Source organism: Streptomyces sp. NPDC060232 (genome assembly GCF_042726555.1).
In the GTDB taxonomy this organism is placed as follows: Bacteria; Actinomycetota; Actinomycetes; order Streptomycetales; family Streptomycetaceae; genus Streptomyces.
Genome location: NZ_JBHXAG010000005.1, coordinates 47,582 through 67,984 on the forward strand (window position 1 = coordinate 47,582; position 20,403 = coordinate 67,984).

Sequence of the window (20,403 nt, forward strand, 5' to 3'; positions counted from 1 at the left end):
TCCCCCGAATAGTCTTATCAACAGGCTGTGGACAAGTTTTCGGGCGGATCATGGCTGGGAGAGGGTGGGAGGGTACACACCCCCGCAGAACGGAAGGAACCGGGCCCATGGCCGCATTCGTGGAAGGCGCACCCTGCTGGGTGGACGCCTCGCTTCCCGATGTCGAGGCGGGCAAGCGGTTCTACGGCGAGCTCTTCGGGTGGACCTACGCGGACAGTGCGGGCGCCGCGTACGGCCACTACACGCAGGCCTACAGCCGGGGCCGCAACGTCGCCGCCCTCGCCCCCAAGCCCGACGGCCGGATGCCCACGGTCTGGGGGGTCTACCTCTACACCAACGACGCCTACGCCTGTGCCCAGCGCATCCGCGCCGCCGGCGGCCAGATGGTGATGGACCCCATGCCGGTCGGCCCCTACGGCACCGCCGCGATGGCCGCCGACCCCGGCGGAGCCGTCTTCGGACTGTGGCAGCCCGGCACCCACCACGGTTTCGAGGCCCAGCAGGAGCCGTACACGTACTGCTGGAGCGAGGTCTACACCCGGGCCCGCGACGCCGTGGACGTCTTCTACGCGAAGGTCTTCGGCTATGTCCCCCAGGACCAGGACGACGCCGGGGTCGAATACCGCATCTGGTCGCCGCCCGGCAAGGCGCCCGGCACGGACACCGCCGTCCTGGGCCGCAGCCTGATCACGGACGCCTTCCCGGAGATCATGCCCGCGCACTTCCTCGTCTACTTCGCCGTCCCGGACTGCGACCAGTCCGCGGCGACGGTGCAGCGCCTCGGCGGCCGGGTCACCGCGGACCCCTTCGACACCCCCTACGGGCGGATCGCGGTCGTCGCGGACAATCAGGGGGCGGTCTTCGGGCTCCTCTCGGAACCCCGCACCAAGGCGGACGGCTAGCCGCCTTGGTGCGGATCGCCGGGCAGATCACACCGGGCTGCTCGCCGTGCCGGGGCCGGACCCGGCCCGGGCCTGACAGAATCGGGTTGCGCGACCCGGGCTGCGCCCCGGAATGAGACGCTGCACGGGGCAGGTCCCCGTGCCGGTGGGAGCGGGCCCGGTGAGTGGCCCGTACGGGGAGGTGTGGAGGCGAGTGGTGGAGCAGCTGACGCAGCACGACCCGAGACGGATCGGCCCCTTCGAGGTGCTGGGACGGCTCGGCGCCGGCGGCATGGGGCTGGTCTATCTCGCACGGTCCGCGTCCGGACGGCGGGTCGCGATCAAGACGGTGCGGACCGAGCTCGCCGAGGACCAGCTCTTCCGCGTCCGCTTCACCCGCGAGGTGGAGGCGGCGCGCGCCGTGTCCGGCTTCTACACGGCGGCCGTCGTCGACGCCGACCCGCGGGCCGCCGTGCCGTGGCTGGCCACCGCGTACGTCCCGGCGCCCTCCCTGGAGGAGATCGTCAACGAGTGCGGGCCCATGCCCGCCCAGGCCGTGCGGTGGCTCGCCGCCGGTATCGCCGAGGCCCTGCAATCCATCCACGGCGCCGGCCTCGTCCACCGCGACCTGAAGCCGTCCAACGTGCTCGTCGTCGAGGACGGCCCGCGCGTGATCGACTTCGGCATCGCGAGCGGCGTCTCGAACACCCGCCTGACCATGACGAACGTCGCCGTCGGCACCCCGGCCTACATGTCGCCCGAGCAGGCGAAGGACTCGCGCAGCGTCAAGGGCGCCAGCGACGTCTTCTCGCTCGGCTCCACGCTGGTCTTCGCCGCGACCGGGCACCCCCCCTACCACGGGGCGAACCCGGTGGAGACGGTCTTCATGCTGCTGCGCGAGGGCCCGAACCTGGAGGGGCTCCCCGAGGAGCTGCGGCCGCTGATCGAGTCCTGCATGCAGATGGACGCCTCGCTGCGGCCCACCCCGGCCGACCTGCAGGCGCAGCTGGCCCCGCACCTGTTCGACGGCGGCGACGACAGCGGCACCGCGTCGGCGTGGCTGCCCGGCCGGGCCGTCGCCATGATCGAGGCCCGGCGCGCGGGCAACCGTACGCCCGCCGCGGCCGCGGCCGCGGCCGTGCCCGCGCCCGGCCGTGACGGCGGCGCCGGAGGCGGCGCGAGGGCCCGCGGGCCGCTGTCCGAGCAGGCGACGCACCGCCGCCCGCGCGGCGCCGAGGGCTGGGTGGACCCGCGCACCGGCCAGGCCGTGCCGCAGCGCCCGCACCACCCGCCGCGGTCCCCGGTGCCGTCGGGTGAGCCCGTACGCCTGGGCGGCTCGCCGGTGCCGATCGGGCCCGGACCGTTCGCGACGGCCGCCGCTTCCGCGGCGTCCGCGGCGCACTCCTCCGCCGCGGACTCGGCGACCGGCTGGGTCCGCCCGCCCGACGGCTCCGCACCCGCCCCGGCGACCGGACCGGTCACGCCGTCCGTACCGAGCCCCGGCCCGGCCCCGGACAGCGGCCGCTGGCGTCCGTGGCGCTTCCGCATGTCGAACGAGGTCTGGGGCACCCCGACCGTCGCCGGCAACCTGCTGTACGTGACCTCCTTCGAGGTCCACGCGCTGGACGTGGCCAGCGGCCGCCGCCAGTTCAAGACCCGCGACGTCGCCTGGTCCATGGCGGTCGCCGACGGCCGGATCCACGCCTCCGACGGGCCCTCCCTGTACGCGCTTGACGGCTCCGACGGCTCCGAGCGGTGGCGGCTGTCCACCGACGCCTGGGTGTACGCGCTGCGCGCCGAGCGCGGCACGGTCGTCACCGCCACGCGCGGCGGCGGCGTACAGGCATGGGAGGCGTCCAACGGCCACAAGCTGTGGGAGCTGACCGGCGCGCAGAGCGACTTCGAGACGCCGGAGGCGGCCCCCGTCCTCCACGACGGCACGGTGTACGTGTGGCAGGACGCGCGGCTGCGCGCCCTGGACGCCCGCAGCGGCCGCGAGTCCTGGTCGTACCCGATCGGCGACGCGGGCTCCTGCGGGAACGTGCCCGTCCGGGTCACGCCCGCCCCGGACGGCAACGTGTACGTCGCGGCCGGCACCCGGGTGCTCTCGGTGGACCGGGCCTCGGGCCGGGTCCGCTGGCACTTCGAGGCCCCCGCGGTCTTCCTGGCCCCGCCGGCCTTCGCGCCGGGCGCGGCCGTCACGGGCGGCGGGGTCTACCTCGCCGACTACCTGGGCACCGTCTACGCCCTCGACGCGGCCACCGGCCAGGACCGCTGGCGGATCGCGACGGAGTCGCGGCAGTCCTCCGACCCGGTGCTGGTGGTGGGCGGCAACGTCCACCTCGGGGCGGGCAGCGCGCTGTACACGCTCGACGCGGTCACCGGCACCCCGAAGTGGCGGTTCGCGGCGGGCGGCGAGATCACGGGCCTGCCGGCGGTCGCGGACGGCCGGGTGCACTTCGGGTCGGCCGACCACTGCCTCTACACCCTGGACGCGGCGGGCGGCCAGCTGCGCTGGAAGCTGGCCACGGGCGGCGAGATCGCCGGCGCCCCGGTCGCGGAGGCGGGGGTGGTGTACGCGTGCAGCAAGGACCGCTGCGTGTACGCCCTGGACGCGGCGAAGGGCACGGGCACCCGTACGAGCGGGTGACCCGACCGGGGCCGGGTTCGGCCCCGCCGGGTCGCGCACCGCACCGGGAGTGACAGGATGGACCCCATGAGCAACGTCTACTTCGACATCAACATCAACGGCGAGTCCGCGGGCCGCATCGTCTTCAAGCTGTACGACGATGTCGTCCCGAAGACCGCGCGCAACTTCCGTGAGCTGGCCACCGGCCAGAACGGCTTCGGCTACGCCGGCTCCGGCTTCCACCGCATCATTCCGCAGTTCATGCTCCAGGGCGGTGACTTCACCAACCACAACGGCACCGGCGGCAAGTCCATCTACGGCGAGAAGTTCGAGGACGAGAACTTCCAGCTGAAGCACGACCGCCCGTACCTGCTGTCGATGGCGAACGCCGGCCGCAACACCAACGGCTCGCAGTTCTTCATCACCACGGTCGTCACCTCGTGGCTCGACGGCAAGCACGTCGTCTTCGGCGAGGTCGTCTCGGGCCAGGAGCTCGTCGACCAGATCGAGGCCCTGGGCTCCCAGTCCGGCGCCCCCAAGGGCAAGGTCGAGATCGCGGCCTCCGGCGTCGTCGACGCCGCCTGATCACCACCCGCCTGCACGGCCGGTCGGCCCCGCCCCCTCCCGGGGGCCGGGGCCGCCGCCGTCTGCCGGGGCCGCCTGGTAGCGTGACCCGCCGTTGCCTCAGGGGGAGGGGTTCGGGACATGGTGGCTGGGCGTCGGACCAGATTCACCGCGGTGCTGGTGGCCGTGGTGTTCGCGCTGACGGGCTTCTCGTCGTCGGGCGGCAGCAGCGGCGGGAAGAGCAAGGGCGGCAGCAAGGGCAGCAGCAGCGGGGGCGGCTGCTCCAGCTCCAAGAGCAAGACGAAGAAGAGCCGCAGCGACGGGAACGGCGGCACGGCCTCCGCGTCGACCGCCTCCGCGAGCCCCAGCGGCGATCCGGCCACCGTGGTCGTGGTCACCTGCACCGGCCCGGGCAGGCCCGTCACCACGCTCCGGTTCACCTCGCGGCTCGACCGCAAGGCCACCTTCGAGGTCGAGCTCCACCGGGAGGGTGCCGCGGGCGCCGCCGTCGAGTCCGAGGTCGTACAGGTGGACCTGGGGGCCCGCGAGACCCGCACGGTCGACGTGCCGCTCGACGACCCCGCGCGCGCCGCGGACGTCAGGAGCTGCCGGCTCGGCGAGCCCACCACCCGCGGCTCCGGCCCGGCCGCCACGCGCACCCCCGCCCCCGGCTCCACTTCCGGCGGTTCCACGAGCGGTTCCACGAGCGGGAGCACGAGCACGCCGAAGCCCGGCGTGAGCAAGTCCCGCAAGCCCCGCTGACGGGCCGCGTCAGCGCAGCCGGGGCTGAGCGGCCGTGCGGCGGTTCGCGAACAGGTCCGCCTGGCGCTGCGGCGGCAGGTTCCCCAGGGCGATCAGCGCCGGGGCCTGCGCCAGGGCCTGCTGGAGCGCGGCCTGCTTCGCCGACCACAGCGCCCGTACGGTGCCCTGTACGGCCTCCGTCGGGAAGCCGGCCAGGGTCTGCGCCGCCCGCAGGGCCGCCGGGAGCAGCCCGTCCGGCTCGGCCAGCTCCGAGACCAGGCCGATCTCGTGGGCCCGGCGTGCGCAGAGCCGTTCGGCCGTGCCCATCAGGGACATCCGGGCGGCCTCGCCGAAGGGCATGCGCTGCGCCATGTAGACGGCCTCGTAGGCGCTGACCATCCCGTAGGTGGTGTGCGGGTCGAAGAAGGTGGCCGTCTCGGAGGCGATGAGGAACTCCGACTCGCCCAGCAGGTAGAAGGCGCCGCCGCAGGCCATGCCGTTGACCGCGGCGACCACCGGCTTCCACAGGTCGCAGGACTTGGGGCCGATCGCGATGAGCGGGTCGTCGGCGGAGTAGGGCGAGGCCGGTTGCGGCACCTCGACGCCGCGGTCGATGCCGGTGCAGAAGGCGGCCCTCCCGGCGCCGGTCAGCACGACCGCCCGGACCTCCTCGGCGAAGCGGAGCTCCCGCCAGGCCTCGCCCAGTTCCGCGGCGGTGGCCAGGTCGACGGCGTTGTGCCGGTGCTCCCGGTCAAGGGTGACGACCGCGACCCCGGTGGCCTTGTCGCGGTCCACCCTCAGGGTCATGACCTCTCCAGGAGCCAGCGCGGCACGGTGATCCCGCCCAGCTCGGTGAAGGCCACGTGGACGCGGGCGCCGATGCGCAGCCGGGCCGGGTCCACGGAGTCGAGCGGGGCGCCGGCGGAGGCCACCAGGTTCCCGGCGAGGCGGATGTGCGGGGCGTCGGCGAGCTCGACGAGGATCACGTTGTACGGGGCCTGCGCGGCGTAGGCGGGCAGCAGCGGCGGGTGGGGCCGGACGTAGGACCAGATGCGGCCGCGACCGCTCATGCGGCGCCACTCGCTGTCGAAGGACCGGCAGTGCGGGCAGCAGGGGCGGGGCGGGAAGCGCAGCCGCCCGCAGTCGGTGCAGGCCTGGACGCGCAGTTCGCCCCGGGCGGCGTACTCCCAGAAGGGGGCGCCGTCCTCGTCGGGGACGGGCAGGAGCAGGCCGTCGGCCTGGGCGGCTTCGGCGGTGTCGGACGGGGTGGTCATCGGTCAGCTCCTCAGCAGGATCGCGGACGTGGGGACGCCTTCGCCGGCCGTGACCAGGCAGGTCGCGGCGTCCGGCACCTGGGCGGTGGAGACGCCGCGCAGCTGCTTGACGCCCTCGTTGATCAGGTTGAAGCCGTGCACGTAGGCCTCGCTGAGCCCGCCGCCACCGGTGTTGACGGGGAGCCGGCCGCCCAGCTCCAGGGCGCCGCCCTCGGTGAAGGCGGCGCCCTCGCCGCGCCCGCAGAAGCCGTAGCCCTCCAGGGAGAGCGGGATGAGCGGGGTGAAGGCGTCGTAGATCTGGGCGACGTCCACGTCCTGGGGGCCGAAGTCGGCCTGCTTCCACAGGTGGCGGGCGGCGGTCCAGGCGGGCCCGGACAGCGGGTCGTCGTTCCAGTAGTTGACCATGCCGTGGTGCTGGGAGGGCAGACCCTGGGCGGCGGAGTGGACGTAGACGGGCTTGTGGCGGCAGTCGCGGGCCCGTTCGGCGGAGACGATCACGCAGGCCAGTGCGCCGTCGGTCTCCAGGCAGTTGTCGAAGAGGCAGAGCGGGTCGCTGATCATGCGGGAGGTCATGTACATCTCGCGGGTCAGCGGGCGTTCGTACATCATCGCGGCGGGGTTCTCGTTGGCGCGGTTGCGGCAGGCCATCGCCACGTTGAAGAGGTGGTCGCGGGTGGCGCCGTACTCGTGCATGTAGCGGCGGGCCAGCATGCCGATCTCGTCGGCGGGGCGCAGCAGGCCGAAGGGCCTGGTCCATTGGCCGGGGGTGGGCAGCTGGACGGCGGTGTTCTTCCAGGGGCGGGGGCCGGAGCCGCGTTTGCGGGAGCGCCAGGCGACGCCGACGGTGGCCTGGCCGGTGGCGACGGCGGCGGCGAGGTGGCCGACGGTGGCGCAGGAACCCCCGCCGCCGTAGCCGATCTTGGAGAAGAAGGTGACATCGCCGGCGCCGATGGCCTTGGCGACCTCCACCTCGTCGGTCTCCTCCATCGTGTAGGAGGAGAAGGCGTCGACCTCGCCAGGGTCGATGCCCGCGTCGGCCAGGGCCGCCAGGATCGCCCGGCAGGCCAGTTCCTTCTCGGACTGGGGCAGATGCCTGGCAAAGGGGGTCTGGCCGATGCCGACTATCGCCGTAGCGTCCTTGAGCGTTGCCGCCATCGCCACCTCCGGGGTGCGCCAGTACTGACAGCCGCGAAGGCTACAGCTAATCTGACGGATAGTCAGCTACTGGGTTCGCGGGAGGGTGGCACGCATGGGCGACGACGGGCTGCGCGAGGCCGAGGCCGAGGCCGTGGGCGCAGGCGTGGGTCTGGGCGGGGGCGTGGGCGAAGGTGCTCCCGAGGACCCGCGCGGAGACCTGCGCTGGGGCACCGTGGCGGGGCTCGTCCGGTCGGCAGCGGCACGGTACGCCGACCGCGAGGCCGTCGTCGACGGGCGCGTCCGGATCAGTTACACGCAGCTCGGGGAGCGCGTCGAGCGCGCCGCGGCGGCCTGTATCGCCGCAGGGGCCGAGCCGGGCGACCGCGTCGCCGTCTGGGCCCCCAACACCCTGGACTGGATCGTCTCCGCACTCGGCGCCGTCTCCGCGGGCGCCGTCCTGGTCCCCCTCAACACCCGTTTCAAGGGCACGGAAGCGGCGTACGTCCTCCAGCGCAGCCGGGCCCGGCTGCTCTTCGTGACCGGCACCTTCCTCGGCACCTCCTACGTCGCCTCGCTGCGCAGGGCCGCCGCCGAAGGGGCCGGTCACGGGCCCCTGCCCGGGCTGCCGCACCTGGAAGAGGTCGTCGTCCTCGCCGAGGACGCCCCCGACACCTTCCGCACCTGGAAGGACTTCCTCGCGGGCGGGGACGGGGTCACGGCGGAGGCGGTCCGCGAGCGCGCCGAGGCCATCCGCCCCGACGCCCCCTCCGACATCATCTTCACCTCCGGCACCACCGGAAGCCCCAAGGGCGCCGTCATCACCCACGCCCAGTCCCTGCGCTGCTACGACGTGTGGAGCGAACTCGCCGGACTGCGCGAGGGCGACCGCTACCTGATCGTCAACCCCTTCTTCCACACCTTCGGCTACAAGGCCGGGATCATCGCCTGCCTGATGCGCGGGGCGACGATGGTCCCGCAGCCCGTCTTCAACGTGGACACCGTCCTCGCCCACGTCGCCGCCGAGCGGATCTCCGTACTCCCCGGGCCGCCCACCCTGCACCAGTCCCTCCTGGACCACCCCCAGCGCGGACACCACGACCTGTCGGCCCTGCGCCTGGTCGTCACCGGCGCGGCCGTGGTCCCGCTCCGGCTCGTCGAGCGGCTGCGCGGCGAACTGCGCATCGCCACCGTCCTCACCGCCTACGGCCTCTCCGAGGCGGGCGGCATCGTCACCATGTGCCGGCGGGGCGACCCCGCCGAGACCGTCTCCGCCACCTCGGGCCGGGCCATCCCCGACACGGAGGTGGCGGTCCTGGACGGCGCCGGGCGGCCCCTGCCGGCCGGCAGCGCCGGCGAGATCGCCGTCCGCGGCTACAACGTCATGCAGGGTTACTTCGAGGACCCCGACGAGACGGCGGCGGCGATCACCCCGGAGGGCTGGCTGCGCACCGGTGACGTGGGCGTGCTGGACGAGCGCGGCAACCTGCGCATCACCGACCGGATCAAGGACATGTTCATCGTCGGCGGCTTCAACGCCTACCCGGCGGAGATAGAGCAACTCCTCGGCCTGCACCCGGACATCGCCGACGTCGCGGTCGTCGGCGTCCCCGACCCGCGCCTCGGCGAGGTCGGCAAGGCCTACGCGGTCCGCCGCCCCGGCTCCACGCTCACCGCCGACGACCTGATCGCCTGGTCCCGGCGGGAGATGGCCAACTACAAGGTCCCCCGAGCGGTGGAGTTCGTCACCGACCTCCCGCGCAACGCGAGCGGCAAGGTCCTCAAACGCGAACTCCGCGCCCGCCGCTGAACGTGTGCACAGACGGGGTCAGCGGGCGTAGGAGCCGATGCCGACCAGGCAGTAGACGTACTGGTTGAGCACGGTGGAGCCGCGCATGTAGCGGTAGGAGAAGGCGTACTGGGTCCTGGGGTTGTCGTTGCAGCCGTTCAGGTCCGAGGTGCCGGGGATGCTCTCGATCACCCGGTAGTGCGCGTCGGAGGCCGAGCAGGGGACCTCCTCGACGCCGCTGACGCTGCGGGGTGTCGTCGAGTCCGGCAGCTGTCCGTTGAGGCAGGTGCCCCGGTCGAACGGGCTCGGCTCGGGGCTCGGCTCGACGTCCGGTTCGGGGACGTACGGGGTGGTGGCGGCCGTCTCGGGGGTCGACGGCCAGGGCGACGGGGTGGGCGACCAGGAGGGCGACCAGGTGGGCGCGGAGTCGGCGGAGGGCTTGGCGTCCGAGCCGTCGTCGCCGTCGCTCAGCACGAAGAAGCCGATGGCCAGGGCCGCGGCGATGGCGAGCCCCACCAGGCAGCCGCGTCCGCCGCCGGTCGACGGGGCCGGGGCGGGCTGCTGCACGGCCGTCGGGGCGGTCGCACCGCCCGCGGCGGTCGTCGGCGGGGGAGTGATGCCCCCGGCCCCCGCGATCCAGGCCGCGCCCGCTCCCGAGACGTGGATGCGTAAACGCATCTCCTCGCCGCCGACGCGGACCTTGACGAGGTCGCCGTGCCGGCAGGGCGGTATGCGCAGCCGGACGGTGCCGGTCGGCAGCTCCACGGGGAGGATCACTCCGTAGGCGGCCTGCTGGGGGGTGATCGTTATGAGCATTTCCTGTGACGACACCGGCTGCTCCAGGGAATGAGGGTGCTGCGCGGGCTGCCTGACGGTTCCTCACGGATTGTGCCCTGTGTCCTGATGGTGACGCAGCCGTTCCGCCAAGCCTCCGGCGGCCGGGGACATCCCTCAGGAACGGCGCGCCAGGACCAGACGCCAGCGCGGGGCGCCGCCGGGCAGGCGGCCGAAGTGCTCCAGCGGGACCGTCTCCACCGTGAAGCCCGCCGCCCGCAGGTCCGCCCGCACCCCGCTCAGCGGGAAGGTCCGGTAGTACATGACGAACGGCGGCCGCCACACCGCGTTGCGCACCCGCATCACGGCGTCGAAGCCGGCCACCGCCCACCACACCGGTGAGCTCGGCGGGATCGGGGCGCCGATCGGGAAGGCGAAGACGCCGCCCGCGCGCAGCGCGGAGCGGACCTGGGAGAAGAGCGCGGGCCGCTCGTAGGGCAGGAAGTGGCCGAAGGCCCCGAAGCTGACCGCCAGGTCGTAGCGGTCCGCGAGCTCGGTCGGAAGGGCTCGCGCGTCGGCCCGTACGAAGTCCACGCGGTCGTCGTCCGCGTGGCGGCGCCCGGCCTCGGCGAGCATGCCCGCGCTGAGGTCCACCCCGGTGATCCGGTCCCGGCACAGCCGCCGCAGCATGCCGATCCCGGCGCCCGTGCCGCAGCACACGTCCAGGCCGGCGCCGAAGCCGCCCTCCTGCCGGGCGAGGGTCTCCTCGACCGCGTCGAGCATCCGCTCCGGGGTGCGGAAGGGGGTGTGGTCGAACTTCGGCGCGAGCAGGTCGTAGCCCCGCTCGACGGAGGAGAGGCCCTGCACTGCCAGTTCGCGGACGCTCGGCCCGTGGGAGGAGAACACGCCCCCAGCCTATGCCGCGCCCACGAGTCCGTCCGGGCATACGGGTGCGGCGGTCGCGGTGGCTCCCCCTCCGGGCCACCGCGACCGCCGTTCCCCCGTTGCTCCCCCCGTACCCCCCGAGCCCCCCGTTTCCCCCGTGGGCTCCCCCGTACGTCGTGCGTTCGTTACGGGCGCGGACCGGACGCGTGGTTGTCCAGCGTCTGGATCTCCTCGCCCGCGGCCTCGTCCTCGGTCGGCGGCTTGATCTCGATGCCCGACGCGTGGTTGTCCAGAGTCTCGATCTCGACGCCCGAGGCATGGTTGTCGAGCGGCTTGACGGTGCCGTCGTTCGGCAGAAGGTTCTCGTTCGTCGTCATCGGTTCTCCTGATGGATGGGTGGGACCCGTTCGGCGATTCCCCCGATGACCGCCGAACGGGTAATCCTTCCAACCGGCCCGGGTGTCCCCCGAGGCACCGGGTCGATGCATCTATCGTGCCGTTCGGCGATAAACGAACGATGAACGCCGCGTTCAGACAGCGTCCCTGCAGGTCAGGCGGCGATCTCCGTTGCCAGCAGGGTCTGTACCTCGGCCAGTTCGGCCGAACCGAGCTGCTTGAACACGGCTTCCGCGTCCCGCCAGCACGCCCGGGCCCGGTCCGTCTGCCCCAGCCGGCGCAGCGCCTTTCCCAGGACGGTCAGCACGGTCGCGCGCCGCCACTCCCCGCCGATGCCGCGCAGCGCGATGGCCTGCTCGGCGTGCGCGGCGGCCAGCGTCGGCCGGCGCGCCGCGAGATGGGCGACGGCGAGCCGGAAGTGGGTCACGCCCTCCCACAGCGGCTGCCGGTTGTCGTGGAAGAGGGCCAGGGCCTCGGTGAGCTGTGCGAGGGCCTCGCCGAGCCGGCCCGCCTGGGTGAGCGCGATGCCGAGCGCGTAGCGGCCGTTGGCCAGGCGCAGCGACAGGCCCATCCGGTCGTAGATGGCGATGCCCTGCTGCGCGAGGTCTATGGCGCTGGTGAGGCGGCCCAGCTCGACGTGGATGCGGGAGAGGTTGCACAGGGCGCTCGCCTCGCCGACGTTGTTGCCGTCGGCGCGGAAGTTCTGGATGGCCTGCAGCAGGTACCGCTCGCCGTCCGCGTGCCGCCCCTCGTAGAGGGCGATGATCCCGCGGTCGTTGGGCGCCCAGCAGCTGGGCAGCGGGTCGCCGGCCTCACGGGCCAGGGCCGTGGCCTGGCGGGCCTCGTCGTCGGCCTCGGCGAAGCGGCCGGCGACCAGGTGGACGTTGGTGAGGGTGGTGCGGGCGCGGCCCTCGGCGTACGGGTCCTTGGCGGCCTGGGCGGCGTCGCGCAGGGCCGTCGCGGCCGACTCGTACTGCTTGGAGTTGGCGCCCGACTCGGCCAGGTCCTTGGCCGCCCACAGCAGGTCCACGCCCCGGCGCAGGACCGGCGAGTCGCCGCCCCGTACGGACGCCTGCCGTACGCACGCCAGCAGCGGGCCGGCCTCGGCGTACAGCCAGTCCAGGGCGGCGCGCGGCTCGGCGAAGACCAGGCCGGGGTAGTGGGTGTCGGACAGGTGCGCGGGCAGCCGGTCGCCAGGGCGCTCCAGGGCGTAGACCCCGGAGGCGGTGGCCAGGTAGAAGTCCAGGAGGCGGTCGAGGGCCGCCTCGCGCTCGCTCGGCGGCTGCTCGTCGCGCTCGGCGCAGGCACGCGCGTAGAGGCGTACGAGGTCGTGGAAGCGGTAGCGGCCGGGGGCGGCGGATTCGAGGAGGGAGCAGTCGACTAAAGCCTCCATGAGGTCCTCGGTGTCGTACTCGGGCAGGTCGAGCACGGCGGCGGCCGCGGACAGCGAGATGTCGGGGCCGTCGGCGAGGCCGAGGAGGCGGAAGGCGCGCTGCTGGGCCGGTTCCAGCTGGCCGTAGCCGAGCTCGAAGGTGGCCTTGACGGCGAGGTCGCCGGCCTGGAGCTCGTCGAGGCGGCGGCGTTCGTCGGCGAGCTTGGCGGCGAGGACGGAGACGGTCCAGGTGCGGCGGGCCGCGAGCCGGGAGGCGGCGATGCGGATGGCCAGCGGCAGGAACCCGCAGGCGCCGACGACGTCGAGGGCGGCCTGGCGTTCGGAGCGTACGCGTTCCTCGCCGACGATGCGGGTGAAGAGCTGGAGGGCCTCCTCGGGACTCATCACGTCGAGGTCGACGAGATGGGCCCCGGCGAGGCCCGCCATGCGGACCCGGCTGGTGACGAGGGCGGCGCAGCCGGCGGTGCCGGGCAGGAGCGGGCGGACCTGGGCGGCGTCGCGGGCGTTGTCGAGGAGGACCAGGACGCGGCGGCCGTCGAGGGTGGAGCGGTAGAGCGCGGCCCGGTCGGCCGGGGAGTCGGGGATGGCGGTGTCGGGGGTGCCGAGCGCGCGCAGGAAGGAGCCGAGAACGGCCTCCGGTTCGGCGGGGCGGGCTTCGGTGCCCTGGAGGTCGACGTAGAGCTGGCCGTCGGGGAAGTGCGGGCGGGCGGCGTGCGCGACGTGTACGGCGAGGGTGGTCTTGCCGACGCCGCCGATCCCGGCGAGCGCGGAGACGGCCATGACCTGGTCCTGGGCGCCGCCGGAGAGGATCGTGCCGAGCTCGGCGACGAAACTGGAGCGGCCCGTGAAGTCGGGCACGGTCGCGGGCAGTTGGGCGGGCCTCATCGGGGCGGCCGCGGCGGCCGGAGCGGGGTCTTCCGCGCGGGCGAGATCGGTGTCGGCGTTCAGGATGCGCTGCTGGAGGGCGGCCAGTTCGGGACGCGGGTCGACGCCGAGTTCGTCCGCGAGCAGGCGGCGGGTGTCGGCGTAGACGGCGAGGGCCTCGGCCTGCCGGCCGCTGCGGTAGAGGGCGAGCATGAGCAGCTCGCGCAGCCGCTCGCGCAGCGGGTGGGCGGCGGTGAGGGCGGTCAGCTCGGAGACGGCCTCGGCGTGGTGGCCGACCTCCAGGTCGAGGTCGAGGCGGGTCTCCAGCAGCTGCAGGCGCCATTCGGCGAGCCGGGTGCGCTCGGTCTCGGCGTGCGGGCCGGGGACCCCGGCGAGGGGCTCGCCCTCCCAGAGGTCGAGGGCGCGGGCCAGGAGCGTACGGGCGAGGGAGCGGTGCCCGGCGGCGCGGGCCGCGTCGGCGTCGGCGGCGAGGCCGCGGGCGACGCCGAGGTCGAGGGTCGCGGCGGAGCGGAGGCGGATGGCGTAGCCGCCGGACTCAGTGACGAGCAGGCCGGGGGCGACGACCTTGCGCAGGCGGGAGGCGTAGGTGCGGATGGTGGCCAGGGCCTGCTGGGGCGGGTCCTCGCCCCAGATGGCGTCGATCAGCTCGGGTGCGGTGGCGGTGCGGCCCTCGCGCAGCAGGAGTACGGCGAGCAGGGCGCGCTGCTGGGGGGTGCCGGAGGGCAGGGCCTCACCGCCCCGCCAGGCCCGGACGGGCCCGAGGACGGCGAACCGGGAGTCGCCCGCGGCGGTGTCGCCCCGGGCCGTGTCTCCCCGGGCCGTGTCGTCTCCGGCGGTGGTGGAGGGTTCGGCGGGGGTGGCAGGGGTCGTGGCGGTACCGGGTCGAGCCGGGCCTGCGCCGGCGCGGACGGCGGTCGCGGGAGCCGTTTCGGATGCGGCGGCAGCCGCACGGACCTCGGGGTGGTTCCGCGGGTGCGGGATGGCCGGTACGCCGTCCATCTGTCGTCCCCCCTGCCTTCCGTCGGTGTAAGGGCCAGTCTGCCTTGTCTCGTGTGTACCCGTCAGCCCGTCCATGACCGATCACGGACCAACTAGCTGACGGTACGTCAGATCAGTGCTACCGTATGGGCCATGGAGACCTTCCCGAAGATCATCTCGGTGGACGACCACACGGTGGAGCCCCCCCACGTCTGGCGGGACCGGCTCCCGTCCAAGTACCGGGACATCGGCCCCCGCGTCGTGCGCGCCCCGTTGAAGGAAATGACCTTCCTCGGGGGGAAGTTCGCACCCGTCATGGGCGCCAAGGGCGACGACGGCCCGATCGGCGACTGGTGGGTGTACGAGGACCTGCACCGGCCGCTCACCCGCCTCGACACCGCCGTCGGGTACGACCGCGACGAGATCAAACTGGAAGTCATCACCTACGAGCAGATGCGCCCCGGATCCTTCTCGGTTCCCGACCGGCTCGCCGACATGGACGTCAACCACGTCCAGTCGGCCCTCTGCTTCCCGACGTTCCCCCGCTTCTGCGGCCAGACCTTCACCGAGGCGGAGGACCGTGAGCTGGGGCTGCTCGGCGTACGCGCCTACAACGACTGGATGGTGGAGGAGTGGTGCGGCCCCGACGCCCGGGGCCGCCTGATCCCGCTCACCCTGATCCCGCTCTGGGACGCCCGCCTGGCCGCCGCCGAGGTCCGCCGCAACGCGGCGCGCGGCGTGCGCGCGGTCGCCTTCTCGGAGATACCCCCGCACCTGGGCCTGCCGTCCGTCCACACCGACGAGTGGGACCCCTTCCTCCAGGCGTGCGACGAGACCGGCACGGTCATCGCCATGCACATCGGCTCCTCGTCCCGGATGCCGTCCACCTCGGGGGACGCCCCGCCGGCGGTCGGCTCCACCATCACCTTCGCCAACTGCTGCTTCTCCATGGTCGACTGGCTGATGAGTGGCAAGTTCGAACGCTTTCCCAACCTGAAGATCATGTACGCGGAGGGCCAGATCGGCTGGATCCCGTACATCCTGGAGCGCGCGGACGTCGTCTGGGAGGAGAACCGCGGCTGGGGCGGGGTCGCGGACAAGGTGCTCCGCCCGCCGTCGGAGCTGTTCACCGGGCACGTCTTCGGCTGTTTCTTCGACGACGCCTTCGGGCTGAAGAACCTCGACTCGATCGGCGTCGGCAACGTCCTCTACGAGACCGACTACCCCCACTCCGACTCGACCTGGCCGAAGTCCCGCGAGGTCGGCGAGGCACAGATGGGCCACCTGGCCCCGGACGTGGTGGACCGCATCGTGCGCGGCAACGCGATCGACCTGCTCGGCCTCACCCCGGACGGCCTGTGGGCGGGACCGGGCTCGGCTGCCTGACGGCCCCGGTCGGCGCGAGGGCCGCACGGGCCGGGGGCCCGTGCGGCTGTGGTGGGCTGCCGTGCGGCCGTCTGCGGCCGTTGCTGCCGTGCGGCCGTCGCGGCCGTCTGCGGCTGACGTGTGGCCGTCGTGTGGCCGTCGTGTGGCGTCGTGCCGGCCGGAGCGGGGCTACTTCGGGGTGACCCAGACCTGGCGCTTGTTGGTGTTCGCCGTGTAGAGCTGGACCACGGTGCCGTTGGCGGTCGCGCCGCCGGCCACGTCGAGGACCTTGCCCGAGGCCACGTGCACGATCTGGCCCTTGGTGTTGACCGACCAGCGCTGCGCCGCCGAGCCGTTGCAGTCGTAGAGGCTGATCCTGTTGCCGTTCGTGCTCGCGTTGCGCGCGTTGTCCAGGCACTTGCCGAGCGCGCGAAGGGTGCCGTCCTTGCCCAGGATCCAGGACTGGGCCGCGGTGCCGTTGCACGTGTAGAGCTGGATCTGCGTGCTGTTGGCGGCCTTGCCGCCCTTGACGTCCAGGCACTTGGAGCCGATCCCGCTCACGCGGCCCTGGGGGGAAAGCTTCGCGCCGGCGCCCGCCGCGAGGCGTCGCAGGCCCTGCACGTCGAACTGCTGGACGTAGGTGCCCGCCCGCTTGTCCTGGTAGGCGTAGGCCGGGGAGCACATGACAGGGAACTGGCCCGAGTCGGTCCCCTTGACGCAGTCGCTCTTCTTCAGGCTGCGGTTGGCGTGCGTCAGTCCCAGCGTGTGCCCCAGCTCGTGGCTGACGTGGTTGCGCATGTACGTCTCGCCCATGGCGGCCGTCGGCTTGCCGGCCGGGGTGAAGAACGAGTCGTCGATGTAGGCGTGCCCGCTGGTCACGGTCTCGGCGACGGAGGAGCTGGTGAAGCCGCAGCTGAGGTTGGCGGTGCCCGTGCCGTCGCGGACGACCTTCCAGCCGGTGCTGCCCATGGTGCCCTCGCCGGCCGGCGGGACGCACGGGCGGTGCAGCACTCCCACGAGCACCTCGCCCTTGGGCCGGACGTAGTCCCAGCCGACCGGCTTCGTGTCGACGGTGACCGGCAGGTTCGTGACGCGGCGCAGGTCCGCGGCGGAGGCCTGGACGTACGGACCCAGCCAGTCCGCGGACTTCTGGTCGTAGAACTTGATCGTGTAGCCGGTCGCCAGCCACTTGGTGGCGCCGCTCAGCTTCCAGCCCTCGCCCTGGGGCGGGGTGGGTGCGGCGGCCGCGGCGGACCCGGCGGCGGCCGGCTTCGGGGCGGCCATCGGCGACGCCGTCCGCGGGTCGAGCGACATGACGCCGTTCCTGAAGACCGTCCCGTCGCTGCCGTGGGTGGCGGAGTCCTCCGCGTGGGCGTCGGGCGCGTCCCCGGCCGGCGGGGCGCTGTCCGCAGGGCTCTCGATGCCCGTGGCGCCTGTGGTGCCTGTGGTGCCTGTGGTGTCCTCCGTGCCGAAGGCGGTGGAGGGGAGCTGAAGGGTTCCCACGATCGCGGCCGCGGCCGCCGCGGCAACGATGGATATCCGGTGCTTGCCTGTGAATCGCAAGTTGTCGTTGCCCTCTCGTCAAGATCCTCCTTCCGCTGGACCGCGCGACGGCGGGGCGGCGAGAATCGAGGCGATGATAGGCGAATCGGCCAAAGCCCCGTCACCGGACCCGAGTTGACGGGCTCTTGGTGTCAGCCCGCGGTGACGGGCCGGCTACACAGGGGTCGTCCCGTGCCTTGCACCGGGCCCCGCGGTCAAGGCATGCTTCGCCAGGGCAAAGCGGAAGGATCATCATGCCGGTGGACAAGCGGAGCGTCGTGACGGCGGTCCTGTGCACGGTGGCGGCTGTGGGGGCTTCCGCGGCGGTGGCGAAGCTCGCGCCGCCCCCCGAGGCGACCGCACCCGCGCGGGCGAAGGCCGCGCAGCCCTCCCTCCCGGCCACGGCTCCCTCGCGCTCGCACGCGCCGAAGCCCCAGCTGTCCTCCCCGCCCGGGACCACGCTGCCGCCGGCCGTGACGCCCCCGCCCGGCGGGCCCGCCGCCTTCACCGGGGCCCTGTTCACCAACGGCCTGGACAGCGACCACTTCTGCACGGCCACCGTGGTGCACAGCCCCGGCCGCAACCTCGTCATCACCGCCGGGCACTGCCTGCTCGCCGGGGAACAGGGCGACGGCACTGCCGTCTTCGCTCCCGCCTACGCCAACGACACCGCCCCGTACGGCACATGGAAGATCGAGAAGGTCTTCGAGGACGACCGCTGGGCCAAGGGCACGGACGACGACTACGACCTCGCCTTCGCCACGCTCGCCCCCGACGCCCAGGGCCGCTCCATCGAGGACGTGACCGGCGCGGCCGTGCTGGACACCTCCGGCCGGGCCGGCGAGGAGGTCACCGTCACCGGCTACCCCGCCGACCGGAAGATCCCCCGTACCTGCACGGCCACCGCCGTACGCGAGAGCGCGACCCAGCAGCGCTTCGACTGCGCGGACTTCCCGGGCGGCACCAGCGGCAGCGCGTGGATCGCCCGCGACGGCAAGATCGTCGGCATCCTCACGGGCGGCGACACCGACGACGTCTCGACCAGCACGATCCTCGGCGAGTACGCGTCCGCCCTCTACGCGAAAGCCACCGCCCAGACCCCGCCGTCCCGCTAGGGGGCGTGCCCGAACGGTCTGCGAGGCGAGCAGCCAAGGTCACTGCCAGAAGTTTTCGCCCGCCAGTTGGCTTCGAAGTCGTCCAGGAGCTGCGGAGCATGGGCGGCGATCGCCGCCCGCAACGCGGGAATGCTGCGCTCGGGCATCGGGGGGACACCGTGGGCGGGCCCCGGGGCGGTGGTCATGAGACGTCCTCTTCCGGTCGGCGCCCGACACCATAGTGCGCCCGGCCCCGCCCTGTGAGGGGTCGGCGGATCCGTCGTGAGCGTGGCGCGGGAGCACGGGCCCTTGGGCGCGCCTTGTCGGCAGGCGCCGGGCTCAGGCCAGTAGGCCCAGGTGGACCGGCTCTGCCGGGGGGTTCGTGAGGAGGTTCGAGAGGCGGGGCGGCCAGACCGGTTCGCCGAGGGTGGCCAGGCGCTGGGCGGAGAGCCACTGCCAGTGGATGCCGGGGGCCTCCAGGACCGGTTCGCGGTGCGGGCCCGTGGTGACGTAGATGTGCTCGTGCTGGCGCACCGGTACGCCCTGGTGGGTGAAGTCGTGCTCCCAGGTGCACAGCAGCCGTTCCGGCTCCAGGTCGGTCCAGCCGGTCTCCTCGCGCAGCTCGCGCCGGACGCAGTCCTCGGGGCTCTCGCCGGGGTCGATCCCGCCGCCCGGCGGCAGCCAGTGGATGCCCACCTCCACGTTGTTCTCGCGGAAGAGGAACACCGAGCCGGTGGGGGACAGGATGACAACGCGCGCCGCGTGACGTGGAGTTCGTCTCATCGATTCAGGGTACGTCGGTGATCGGCTCCGGGGTCGGGCTTGGGTCCCCTTTCGTTCCCCGGAGCCGGCCGCCGGTCGCCGGTCGCCGTCCGCCGACCGCCGATCACCGCCCACAGCGGCACCACCCACGGCATGTCGCCCGTGCGGGCGTAGACCGCCGTGCCCACCTCCGGGGGCGGGGTACCGGCGGTGTGCGACACCGGCCCTGTGATCGATCCGGCGGACGGGCCGGGACTGCCGGGGCCCTTCCGCAGGCGGGCCGAACGGCAGCACACCGCAGGTGAGGGGCCGGGTTGGGCCCGCGCGATCGCCGCGTCGATCGCGCGGACGCACGAATCGGAGCCGTGACGGCCGGGGCCGATCCGGGAGCGGAGGGCGGCCTGGCGGTGCGGGGGCGGTTGCCCGTGCCCGGCGTGGCGCGCACTCCGTGTACATCGCGGACAAACCGGCTCTGATGGTGTGTTGAGGTACGGTCGGTTGAATGAGCAAGCACGCCCGAGCACGCTCCCGTCCCGCCCGTACGTCCCGCCGTACGGTCCGTCGCGCGGCCCTCGCCGCCACCCTCGGCCTGCTGACCTTGACGGCCGGATGGGCGTACGTCGCCCAGGACGCCGACAAGGCCGCGGGCGCGGCGCACGCCCGCGCGGACTCCCGGCCCCAGCCGGTGGACCGGGCGGCGCGCGACCTCCCGGTGCGGTCGCCCCTCCAGGGCCTGACCGGGATCAGCGAGCAGACCCGGGCGAGGATCCCGGCGGAGTCCCGCCAGCTGATCCTCGTCACCGGCAAGGCGGCGGACTCCTCGGAGTCCACGGCCACCTTGTACACCCGTCCGGCGGCCGGTGCCGACTGGGTCAAGGGCGAGAGCTGGCCGGCGCGCAACGGGGCCCGGGGCTGGTCCGCGGAGCGCACGTACGGCGACCTGACCTCGCCGCAGGGCGTGTTCGCGCTGACCGACGCGGGCGGTCTGCTGTCCCCGCCGCCGGGCACGCGGCTCCCGTACGACGAGGACGGGGGCTTCGTCGCCACGGGGCGCGGTGTGAACGGGGAGTCCCTGGTGGGGTCCTTCGACTACGTCGTCGCCATCGACTTCAACCGCCGCCCGGGCCGTTCCCCGCTGGACCCGGTCATGCCGGACGGCGAGGACAAGGGCGGCAACATCTGGCTCCACGTGGACCACGACGGCCCCTCCCAGGGCTGCGTCGGCATCCCGAAGGAGGCCATGCGCAAGATCCTGCAGACCCTGGACCCGGCGGCGAAGCCGGTCATCGTGATGGGGCCGGAAGGCTTCTGACGGGG

17 protein-coding genes are annotated in these 20,403 nt (G+C 73.5%); 8 read left to right on the forward strand and 9 right to left on the reverse strand.

Annotated features, from left to right (window positions below; genetic code table 11):
- Nucleotides 1-107: 107 nt before the first annotated feature.
- The 4 genes from ACFWFZ_RS10135 to ACFWFZ_RS10150 all read left to right on the forward strand — a co-directional run bounded on the left by ACFWFZ_RS10135 (nt 108) and on the right by ACFWFZ_RS10150 (nt 4,836).
- A complete protein-coding gene (locus tag ACFWFZ_RS10135; RefSeq protein WP_387119357.1) occupies nt 108-902 on the forward strand; it encodes a VOC family protein in 795 nt (264 codons plus the stop codon).
- Nucleotides 903-1,095: 193 nt separating this feature from the next.
- A complete protein-coding gene (locus tag ACFWFZ_RS10140) occupies nt 1,096-3,531 on the forward strand; it encodes a serine/threonine-protein kinase (protein WP_387119360.1) in 2,436 nt (811 codons plus the stop codon).
- 66 nt (nt 3,532-3,597) lie between these two features.
- Nucleotides 3,598-4,095 (forward strand): peptidylprolyl isomerase, encoded by a 498-nt coding sequence (locus ACFWFZ_RS10145; protein ID WP_387119363.1) that lies wholly within the window; start codon nt 3,598-3,600, stop codon nt 4,093-4,095.
- Between the two features lie 120 nt (nt 4,096-4,215).
- Nucleotides 4,216-4,836: a hypothetical protein gene (locus tag ACFWFZ_RS10150; protein ID WP_387119367.1), complete on the forward strand. Its 621-nt coding sequence runs from the start codon at nt 4,216-4,218 to the stop codon at nt 4,834-4,836.
- Nucleotides 4,837-4,845: 9 nt separating this feature from the next.
- Here the strand turns inward: ACFWFZ_RS10150 and ACFWFZ_RS10155 are convergent, their stop codons facing one another.
- From ACFWFZ_RS10155 to ACFWFZ_RS10165, 3 genes are read right to left on the reverse strand one after another with little or no spacing between them, the layout of a single operon-like run.
- On the reverse strand, nt 4,846-5,622 hold the full coding sequence (locus tag ACFWFZ_RS10155; protein ID WP_387119370.1) for an enoyl-CoA hydratase/isomerase family protein: 777 nt from the start codon (nt 5,620-5,622) through the stop codon (nt 4,846-4,848).
- Nucleotides 5,619-6,089: a Zn-ribbon domain-containing OB-fold protein gene (locus ACFWFZ_RS10160; protein WP_387119373.1), complete on the reverse strand. Its 471-nt coding sequence runs from the start codon at nt 6,087-6,089 to the stop codon at nt 5,619-5,621. The genes ACFWFZ_RS10155 and ACFWFZ_RS10160 overlap by 4 nt, the downstream gene beginning before the upstream one ends.
- A gap of 3 nt (nt 6,090-6,092) precedes the next feature.
- Nucleotides 6,093-7,244 carry a lipid-transfer protein gene (locus ACFWFZ_RS10165; protein WP_387119376.1) on the reverse strand — a complete coding sequence of 384 codons (1,152 nt, stop codon included), beginning with the start codon at nt 7,242-7,244 and terminating at the stop codon, nt 6,093-6,095.
- 94 nt (nt 7,245-7,338) lie between these two features.
- On the opposite strand from ACFWFZ_RS10165, the gene ACFWFZ_RS10170 reads away from it, so the two are divergent.
- Nucleotides 7,339-9,033, forward strand: coding sequence for a FadD3 family acyl-CoA ligase (locus ACFWFZ_RS10170; protein WP_387119379.1), 1,695 nt, complete (start codon nt 7,339-7,341; stop codon nt 9,031-9,033).
- Nucleotides 9,034-9,051: 18 nt separating this feature from the next.
- Here the strand turns inward: ACFWFZ_RS10170 and ACFWFZ_RS10175 are convergent, their stop codons facing one another.
- From ACFWFZ_RS10175 to ACFWFZ_RS10190, 4 genes are all read right to left on the reverse strand, one after another.
- Nucleotides 9,052-9,843, reverse strand: coding sequence for a hypothetical protein (locus tag ACFWFZ_RS10175; protein WP_387119382.1), 792 nt, complete (start codon nt 9,841-9,843; stop codon nt 9,052-9,054).
- A 120-nt stretch (nt 9,844-9,963) separates the two neighbouring features.
- Nucleotides 9,964-10,692: a class I SAM-dependent methyltransferase gene (locus tag ACFWFZ_RS10180; RefSeq protein WP_387119385.1), complete on the reverse strand. Its 729-nt coding sequence runs from the start codon at nt 10,690-10,692 to the stop codon at nt 9,964-9,966.
- Nucleotides 10,693-10,856: 164 nt separating this feature from the next.
- A complete protein-coding gene (locus tag ACFWFZ_RS10185) occupies nt 10,857-11,048 on the reverse strand; it encodes a hypothetical protein (RefSeq protein ID WP_387119387.1) in 192 nt (63 codons plus the stop codon).
- A gap of 173 nt (nt 11,049-11,221) precedes the next feature.
- On the reverse strand, nt 11,222-14,344 hold the full coding sequence (locus ACFWFZ_RS10190) for a BTAD domain-containing putative transcriptional regulator (protein ID WP_387119390.1): 3,123 nt from the start codon (nt 14,342-14,344) through the stop codon (nt 11,222-11,224).
- Nucleotides 14,345-14,476: 132 nt separating this feature from the next.
- On the opposite strand from ACFWFZ_RS10190, the gene ACFWFZ_RS10195 reads away from it, so the two are divergent.
- Entirely contained in the window at nt 14,477-15,709 is a 1,233-nt protein-coding gene (locus ACFWFZ_RS10195; RefSeq protein WP_387119393.1) for an amidohydrolase family protein, read from the forward strand.
- A 168-nt stretch (nt 15,710-15,877) separates the two neighbouring features.
- On the opposite strand, the gene ACFWFZ_RS10200 is transcribed toward ACFWFZ_RS10195, so the two are convergent.
- Entirely contained in the window at nt 15,878-17,251 is a 1,374-nt protein-coding gene (locus ACFWFZ_RS10200; protein WP_387119396.1) for a ricin-type beta-trefoil lectin domain protein, read from the reverse strand.
- A 233-nt stretch (nt 17,252-17,484) separates the two neighbouring features.
- On the opposite strand from ACFWFZ_RS10200, the gene ACFWFZ_RS10205 reads away from it, so the two are divergent.
- Nucleotides 17,485-18,345, forward strand: coding sequence for a trypsin-like serine peptidase (locus tag ACFWFZ_RS10205; protein WP_387119399.1), 861 nt, complete (start codon nt 17,485-17,487; stop codon nt 18,343-18,345).
- Nucleotides 18,346-18,663: 318 nt separating this feature from the next.
- Here ACFWFZ_RS10205 and ACFWFZ_RS10210 read toward each other — a convergent pair whose 3' ends face one another.
- Nucleotides 18,664-19,107 carry an NUDIX hydrolase gene (locus tag ACFWFZ_RS10210; RefSeq protein WP_387119402.1) on the reverse strand — a complete coding sequence of 148 codons (444 nt, stop codon included), beginning with the start codon at nt 19,105-19,107 and terminating at the stop codon, nt 18,664-18,666.
- A 481-nt stretch (nt 19,108-19,588) separates the two neighbouring features.
- On the opposite strand from ACFWFZ_RS10210, the gene ACFWFZ_RS10215 reads away from it, so the two are divergent.
- Nucleotides 19,589-20,398 carry a hypothetical protein gene (locus ACFWFZ_RS10215; RefSeq protein ID WP_387119405.1) on the forward strand — a complete coding sequence of 270 codons (810 nt, stop codon included), beginning with the start codon at nt 19,589-19,591 and terminating at the stop codon, nt 20,396-20,398.
- Nucleotides 20,399-20,403: the final 5 nt, after the last annotated feature.

Excerpts from the sequence above, each read along its gene's own strand:
- ACFWFZ_RS10135 (WP_387119357.1), top strand. The coding sequence starts at position 108 with ATGGCCGCATTCGTGGAAGGCGCACCCTGCTGGGTGGACGCCTCGCTT.
- ACFWFZ_RS10145 (WP_387119363.1), top strand. The coding sequence starts at position 3,598 with ATGAGCAACGTCTACTTCGACATCAACATCAACGGCGAGTCCGCGGGC.
- ACFWFZ_RS10150 (WP_387119367.1), top strand. The coding sequence starts at position 4,216 with ATGGTGGCTGGGCGTCGGACCAGATTCACCGCGGTGCTGGTGGCCGTG.
- ACFWFZ_RS10155 (WP_387119370.1), bottom strand. The coding sequence starts at position 5,622 with ATGACCCTGAGGGTGGACCGCGACAAGGCCACCGGGGTCGCGGTCGTC.
- ACFWFZ_RS10160 (WP_387119373.1), bottom strand. The coding sequence starts at position 6,089 with ATGACCACCCCGTCCGACACCGCCGAAGCCGCCCAGGCCGACGGCCTG.
- ACFWFZ_RS10165 (WP_387119376.1), bottom strand. The coding sequence starts at position 7,244 with ATGGCGGCAACGCTCAAGGACGCTACGGCGATAGTCGGCATCGGCCAG.
- ACFWFZ_RS10170 (WP_387119379.1), top strand. The coding sequence starts at position 7,339 with ATGGGCGACGACGGGCTGCGCGAGGCCGAGGCCGAGGCCGTGGGCGCA.
- ACFWFZ_RS10185 (WP_387119387.1), bottom strand. The coding sequence starts at position 11,048 with ATGACGACGAACGAGAACCTTCTGCCGAACGACGGCACCGTCAAGCCG.
- ACFWFZ_RS10190 (WP_387119390.1), bottom strand. The coding sequence starts at position 14,344 with ATGGACGGCGTACCGGCCATCCCGCACCCGCGGAACCACCCCGAGGTC.
- ACFWFZ_RS10195 (WP_387119393.1), top strand. The coding sequence starts at position 14,477 with ATGGAGACCTTCCCGAAGATCATCTCGGTGGACGACCACACGGTGGAG.
- ACFWFZ_RS10205 (WP_387119399.1), top strand. The coding sequence starts at position 17,485 with ATGCCGGTGGACAAGCGGAGCGTCGTGACGGCGGTCCTGTGCACGGTG.
- ACFWFZ_RS10210 (WP_387119402.1), bottom strand. The coding sequence starts at position 19,107 with ATGAGACGAACTCCACGTCACGCGGCGCGCGTTGTCATCCTGTCCCCC.
- ACFWFZ_RS10215 (WP_387119405.1), top strand. The coding sequence starts at position 19,589 with ATGAGCAAGCACGCCCGAGCACGCTCCCGTCCCGCCCGTACGTCCCGC.